The sequence below is a fragment of the Halobacillus sp. BBL2006 genome, assembly GCF_000786645.1.
Taxonomy (GTDB): domain Bacteria; phylum Bacillota; class Bacilli; order Bacillales; family Halobacillaceae; genus Halobacillus.
On sequence record NZ_JRNX01000041.1, the window covers coordinates 1 to 7287 of the forward strand.

6 protein-coding genes are annotated in these 7287 nt (G+C 43.0%); 4 read left to right on the forward strand and 2 right to left on the reverse strand.

The genetic code is table 11. The annotated features are described in order from the left end of the window. The 3 genes from glmM to LD39_RS01715 all read left to right on the forward strand — a co-directional run. A partial coding sequence (gene glmM / locus LD39_RS01705; RefSeq protein ID WP_035542221.1) for a phosphoglucosamine mutase occupies window positions 1–1329 on the forward strand: 1329 nt, incomplete at its 5' end. 490 nt (window positions 1330–1819) lie between these two features. Next, window positions 1820–3622, forward strand: coding sequence for a glutamine--fructose-6-phosphate transaminase (isomerizing) (gene glmS / locus LD39_RS01710; RefSeq protein ID WP_035542223.1), 1803 nt, complete (start codon window positions 1820–1822; stop codon window positions 3620–3622). Window positions 3623–4020: 398 nt separating this feature from the next. Beyond that, the gene (locus LD39_RS01715) at window positions 4021–4284 is read left to right on the forward strand and encodes a hypothetical protein (RefSeq protein WP_035542225.1); all 264 of its coding nucleotides are present in this window, start codon (window positions 4021–4023) and stop codon (window positions 4282–4284) included. 50 nt (window positions 4285–4334) lie between these two features. On the opposite strand, the gene LD39_RS21910 is transcribed toward LD39_RS01715, so the two are convergent. Beyond that, window positions 4335–4604, reverse strand: a complete 270-nt coding sequence (locus LD39_RS21910) for a phospholipase (RefSeq protein WP_081988218.1) — start codon at window positions 4602–4604, stop codon at window positions 4335–4337. A gap of 251 nt (window positions 4605–4855) precedes the next feature. On the opposite strand from LD39_RS21910, the gene trxB reads away from it, so the two are divergent. Next, on the forward strand, window positions 4856–5809 hold the full coding sequence (trxB, locus tag LD39_RS01720) for a thioredoxin-disulfide reductase (protein WP_035542228.1): 954 nt from the start codon (window positions 4856–4858) through the stop codon (window positions 5807–5809). 55 nt (window positions 5810–5864) lie between these two features. Here trxB and LD39_RS01725 read toward each other — a convergent pair. Next, window positions 5865–7287, reverse strand: a 1423-nt coding sequence (locus tag LD39_RS01725) for a YfhO family protein (RefSeq protein ID WP_035542230.1), incomplete at its 5' end; no start/stop codon positions are given.

The following is a 7287-nucleotide window of genomic DNA, read 5'->3' on the forward strand; positions in this document are numbered from 1 at the left end:
GGTGTCCGGGGTGTAGCGAATAAGGAATTAACACCAGAACTCGCTTTTAAATTAGGACGTTATGGTGGGTATGTTTTAACGAAAGAGGTTCAACGACCAAAGATATTAATTGGACGTGACACGCGGATCTCAGGTGAAATGTTGGAAGGGGCTCTGGCTGCCGGGCTTCTTTCCATTGGTGCCGAGGTGATGCGTCTCGGCGTCATTTCTACACCAGGAGTCGCATTTTTAACGAAAGCTCTACAAGCAGAAGCGGGAATTATGATTTCTGCTTCTCACAATCCAGTTGAAGATAATGGAATCAAGTTCTTTGGACCTGACGGATTTAAACTGACAGACGCTCAGGAACAAGAAATTGAAGCACTGATTGATGCGGAAGAAGATACACTGCCACGTCCATCAGGCTCTGATTTAGGTCAGATCAATGATTACTTCGAAGGTGGTCAAAAATATCTTCAGTATCTGAAACAAACGGTGGATTACGATTTCGATGGCTTACACATTGCGCTTGACTGTGCACATGGTGCGACGTCATCGTTAGCGTCCCATCTGTTTGCAGATTTGGAAGCTGATATTTCTTCTATCGGCTCTTCCCCAGATGGTTTAAACATCAATGATGGAGTAGGTTCTACGCATCCAGAACTATTACAAAACCTTGTGAAGGAAAAAGGTGCGGATATTGGGCTTGCTTTTGACGGAGACGGAGATCGTCTGATTGCTGTTGATGAAAAAGGAAACATCGTTGACGGGGATTTCATTATGTACATATGTGCGAAACATATGAACGAACACGGAACATTGAATCATTCCACTGTTGTGTCTACGGTTATGAGTAACCTCGGGTTTTATAAAGCCGTAGTAGAGAATGGCATGAAGAGTGATAAGACAGCTGTAGGAGACCGTTATGTGATGGAGGAAATGCGTCGTGGCGGTTATAATCTGGGCGGTGAACAGTCTGGTCATATTATCTTCCTTGATCACAATACAACAGGAGATGGGCTGCTTTCAGCTCTTCAACTTGTAAATGTCATGAAAGAAACAGGCAAGCCGTTATCAGAGCTTGCAAGCGAAATGGAGAAATTCCCTCAAGTATTGAAAAATGTACGGGTGATTGATAAAAACAGAGTACAAACTCATCCTCGTATCCAGGAAACTATCCAGTCCGTAGAAGAGGAAATGGGAGACAGCGGCCGTGTTCTTGTCCGCCCATCCGGCACGGAGCCCCTTGTGCGTATCATGGTAGAGGCTCCTACAGAAGAGCAGTGCGAGACTTACGTCGATAAAGTCGTACAAGTTGTCGTAGAAGAACTGGGAATGGAAAACGAATAGATAAATAAAAGCGCAGGGTGCACCAGGCTGCACCCTGCGCATACTATATTACAACACGCTTACATTTCATTAACGAGTAATAATTTTGATTGACCGTTGAAATGATTGTCAGGTAAAATGGGAGATGTTCTTGAAAATTTGTCGGGATACGTTTACTCATTAACGATTTCGGTAAATGACGTAGAGAACTTTTATTCAAGGAAAGCAAGGAGGATAGAAGTTCAATTTTATAATAAAGCGCCAGGGCTGTGTTTGGTGAAAAGCACAGTTGACGAGGTGGAGGTTCATCGAGCGTTCGGCGGATGCCTCCCGGTTGTCACACTTCAACCGCAGGTTCAAATGTAAACCAAAGAGGCGACTCTTTGTCCAAATCATTTGAATAAAGTGACCAATAAAACAATTTGTCGACGGGAGAGGGGCGACGAAAAGCCCCTAGTTTTCAAATGCCTTTTCGTTGCCCTTCTTCAGAAGATTGAGGAGGACAACAATTATGTGTGGAATAGTAGGATATATCGGACAGGAAGATACGAAAGAGATTTTGCTTAATGGACTAGAGAAACTAGAATATCGCGGTTATGACTCTGCGGGAATTGCAACACTGAATGATGACGGTGTTGATGTATTTAAAGTGAAAGGACGTATCGCCACTTTAAGAGAAGCCGTAGATGAAAATGTCAAAGCAACACTGGGAATCGGTCATACGCGCTGGGCGACACATGGTGCTCCAAGCAGAGATAATGCACACCCGCACCAAAGTAAGTCAGAGCGCTTCACAATTGTCCATAACGGTGTTATCGAAAACTATGTGGATGTTCGTGATGAATACCTTGCAGACGTTGAACTGCAAAGTGAAACAGATACAGAAATCATTGTTCAACTGATCGAAGTATTGAACAACGAAATGAACGATGTAGCGGCTGCTTTCCGTAAAGCTGTTCAACTGTTGACTGGTTCCTATGCAATTGCTTTGATTGACCGTGAAAACGAAGACACGATCTATGTTGCGAAAAACAAGAGCCCTCTACTCGTAGGTCTTGGCGATGACTTCAACGTCGTAGCTAGTGACTCTATGGCAGCGCTCCACGTAACAGATCAGTTCTTAGAGCTGATGGATAAAGAAACGGTTATCGTACGTCGTGATGGTGTTGAAATTCAAGATGTAGAAGGTACTACCATCTCTCGCGAACCATTCACAGCTGAAATCGACACTTCAGATATTGAAAAAGGAACGTATCCTCACTTCATGCTGAAAGAAATCGATGAGCAGCCTTTCGTTATCCGTCGAATCATTCAAGAATATCAAAATGAGAACGACGACATTAAATTGGACCCTGAAATTCGTCAAGCGATGAAAGACTGTGACCGCATTTATATTATTGCAGCGGGAACAAGTTATCACGCAGGACTTCTAGGAAAACAATTTATCGAAAAGTTGGCGAACATCCCAGTTGAAGTCCATGTTGCTAGTGAGTTTTCCTATAACATGCCACTTCTTTCAGAAAAGCCATTATTCGTATACATTTCTCAAAGTGGCGAAACAGCCGATAGTCGTTCTGTCCTTGTCCAAACAAAAGAACTTGGTCATCCAGCACTGACGATAACGAACGTGCCAGGATCCACCCTTTCCCGAGAAGCGGATTATACAATGCACTTACATGCCGGCCCTGAGATCGCCGTGGCTTCTACAAAAGCCTATACAGCTCAAATGGCTGTCCTTGCTATCTTAGCGGTTGATACAGCACGTGCTAAAGGTATCGAACTTGATTTCGATCCTATGCAGGAGCTTGGTATCGTAGCGAATGCTATGGAAGCTCTGACTGATCAGAAAGAGCAGCTTGAAGACTTGGCACGTGAATACTTGCCGACAACTCGCAACTGCTTCTTCATCGGTCGCGGCATCGATTACTATGTTGGTCTTGAAGGATCTCTTAAACTGAAAGAAATCTCTTACATCCAGGCAGAAGGTTTCGCTGGAGGAGAGCTGAAACACGGAACAATCGCACTGATTGAAGACGGAACACCTGTCATTGCACTTGCGACACAAGCAAACGTCAACTATTCAATTCGTGGTAACGTACAAGAAGTTGAAGCCCGTGGTGCCAACAGTATGATTATCAGTATGAAAGGTTTAGACAAAGCTGGCGATGCTTTCGTCATTCCACACGTGCATGATCTACTAACGCCACTAGTATCTGTTTTACCGTTACAGTTGATCTCTTACTATGCGGCTCTTCACCGTGACTGTGATGTAGATAAACCACGTAACCTTGCGAAAAGTGTTACTGTAGAATAATCTTCTAAAAAGCTTGAGTCTTACTTAGACTCAAGCTTTCTTTGATTTTGGTATGAAAACAAGGTTCAATACTCTTCTCTTTGGAAGGGAGTTCAATTAGCACGCTTATCAAGTTTTATGCGAAGGAGGTATGTGCCATAACTATAGATGCTAGGGATCGTGCCGGGCAGTCTTTATTTTTTATTTATGCTGCATACAATAAAGGGACCAACTTTGTTGTGAGGGCTCTTATGAAACTTCGAGGAAAAAAGATAACAGCAAGGTTGTCCATGAGTTTATGGATCGTGTGGAAGATGAATGGTTGAAATCTCAATCGAGTGCATGAAAAATCATGTTGCTGTATGAGTAAATAGATCCTCTCTTTTGTGGGGAAGCTATGGAAAAGAGGAGGAAAGGGTATGGGTTGGAAAGGCAGCATCATCTCTGGAGAATACGATAGTCAGGCAGAAGAATTCATCTTACAACAGGTGAAGCACATTTCTACTTTATCGACGCTAAATTCGAATCAAGTCAATCAACTCTATCATTATTTGTACAATCATAAAGACGAAGCGGATGGACAAGTTCTAACGATGAACGATCAATTGCTTGTCCCCTTATCACAAACAGAAATCAATCAACTGATTGAAGATTTAGAACAGATTCGCTTGATGTATAAATAAGGAATCAGGAGTTGGAATAAAAAGATCAATGACTTTATTCCAACTCAAGCTTAGAAAGAACACGTAAACAATCGCTGAAACCTCATATAGTTGTACATCATCCTGGCATGACGTCCTTCAACGGTGTAAGGATTCTGCAGGCGTTCCAATTGTTGAATAAACGCTAAGTCACACTCGCAATAATTCCTGTAGTACCGGTAGCATTCGTCATGCTGCTTACAAGCAGCATCAACCGCATTTACGGGTTCCCCCGGCCCGCTGCACCCAGGGCCACAGTACTTATAACCTGGGAATACGCAGAAACCCCGCCTTCTGTACATAAGATCTTACTCCTCCCCTTAAAAATGCTTAAAGAAATTAAATAAAAGAAGTGCTCATATAGAATTACTATATGTGTAAAGATAAAAAAAGCGTGGTTGTTTGTCCTTAAGGAGAAACGGAGTGGTTGTTACATAGGCCGATGAACCGGGTAGTATAAATAATAAAGAACATTCACCTTTTGAACGAATGACCACACGAGCAAGAGACTATAACAAGAATAGAAATACTTATTGGAATAGGAGGATCATTCATGACGTATCAATCAATTATTTTAGGCACGGGTCCAGCTGGACTTACAGCAGCTGTATATTTGGCACGGGCGAATATGGAGCCACTTGTGATTGAAGGGCCGGAGCCAGGGGGACAGTTGACATTGACGACTGAGGTAGAGAACTTCCCTGGATTTCCTGATGGAATCATGGGGCCAGAGCTGATGGACAATATGAAAAAGCAGGCAGAGCGGTTCGGGGCGACCTTTAAACGGGGATGGGTTACAGAGGTGAATGTCGATCAACGCCCGTTCAAATTGAACGTAGATGGTCTAGGAGAATTAGAAACACAGACGCTGATTATTTCTACAGGGGCTTCTGCCAAGATGCTTGAAATCCCGGGAGAAAAAGAAAATATGGGAAGAGGCGTGAGCACATGTGCGACATGTGATGGCTTCTTTTTCAGAGGGAAAAAAGTCCTGATCGTCGGTGGAGGCGATTCGGCTATGGAAGAAGCGAACTTTCTTACTAAATTCGCAAATGAGGTTCAAGTTATCCACCGTCGTCACGAGTTGAGGGCATCTAAGATCATGCAAGACCGTGCAAAAGGAAATGACAAGATTACTTGGGCATTGAATAAAACTCCTGTTGAGATGATTTCTGATGGAATGAAAATCACCGGCCTTAAGGTGAAGGATAATGATACGGAAGTCGAAGAAGTTATTGAAACCGACGGAATTTTCGTAGCGATTGGACATAACCCGAATACGGAGTTCCTCCAAGGGAAGATCAATATGGATGAAAAAGGCTACATCCTTGTTGAACCTGGAACGACGAATACGAATATACCTGGTATCTTTGCATGTGGAGATGTCCAGGACCAGAAATACCGTCAGGCAATTACTGCTGCGGGTACAGGTTGTATGGCAGCGATGGACTCTGAGCGCTTCTTAGAAGGTGAAGCAACGATTGATTGGAGTCAAAACTTATCATGAGCAATAAAAGAACCCCTATGGATGGGAACAATCATCCGTAGGGGTTTTTAAAATGTTATTTTTTCCTCCGTTTTACAAGCCATACGATAGAAATCATCAAGGAGAGGAGGGAAACGACGGCCACTATCGAAAAGTAAGGCGGACGATAGGTGAAGGAAATCTCATTTTTTCCTTCTTCCAGTTCTACACCAAGAAAAGCATAATTGGCTTTCAGAACCTCTTTTTGCTCTCCGTTCACTTCTACATGCCAGCCTTTTTCATAAGGGACAGGGATGGTCAAATAACGGTCACTCTTTTCGTTATTCAATTGTATATCGACCTTATTCCCGTCCACGTTAACTTCTGCAGACTGCGGAGTCGCTTCTGCCGCTTTCTCAAGAGTTTGATAGTCTTCAGAATAAAGCTCAAGTTCCTTCAGTTCATAGCTCCCCTTAGGTACCCTGATTGATATCTTCTCGTTTTTTGGAACTCGGATGGTGATATCATTGATCCCAGTTCGGTAAAAGGATTCCCTGGATTTCCTCGAGGTTTTAAAGTCATTGACGTGCAGAGGGAACCAGGAGGCTTCCTTCACTTTGTTTTTTAAGTAAAAGGATACATATAGATCCTCGGTTTCTTCTGGGATAGAATTAAGGTTCAGGTCAATCCCTCCCGTTTTTTCCTCGACTTGTAACTGCCCGTCCTTATAGGTAGAGCGAACACTTTTTATGTCTACTTGATCCATGAGGTTAGGAAGCGGCTCAAGGGCAGCCGTTACTGAATCTGGGCTTTCTAAAACGATCCCTTGCAGCATGGCATGCTCCCTTCCAACCATAGAAGCGTCCTCTAAAGCGAATTCACTGTACACTTTGCTTGTTGTGCGTACGAAAGGAAGTGTGTTGGTATTGCGATACACTTTGTAGGCGCCTTCAGAGATATAAGGATCAAAACCGTAAGGAAGATTCCTATTTTGGTCTTTGTGAACCATCAGATAATTACCGCGTAAAAGGCTATACAAATTTGCACGATCTCCGAAGCCTGAATAGCGGCTGATGCTCTCTCTTTTCATATCGATTTCCAAGCTATGATAATACCAAAACAAAATATTCTTATTTAAAATGCTGGAATAGACACTTGTCCCGTTGAAGTCCTGAATGAGCGGGATGTTGTTCTTATCATCCATACCTTTCCATTCCACGCGGTAGAAAGAACTTTGGTCACGTGTTTCAATAGCTTCTAAGAGCTTAGTTTGTTGTTTGGAATCATAGGCATCACTCAAAATATACTCTTTGGTCGAGTCTTTTATATTTCCAGCCGTGTAGAGCTTATCGTACTGGTAAGCATTCATCATGCCTGCGTTGATGAGAACGATCAGTACCGCGCCGGCCACCCACATTTTTTTATTTTGAATACTGATCAAATAAACAGCAGCGATCGTCACGATTATTTGTACGATCATAAACACATCATAGATATTTTCTACGCTGTAGCGCTGATCT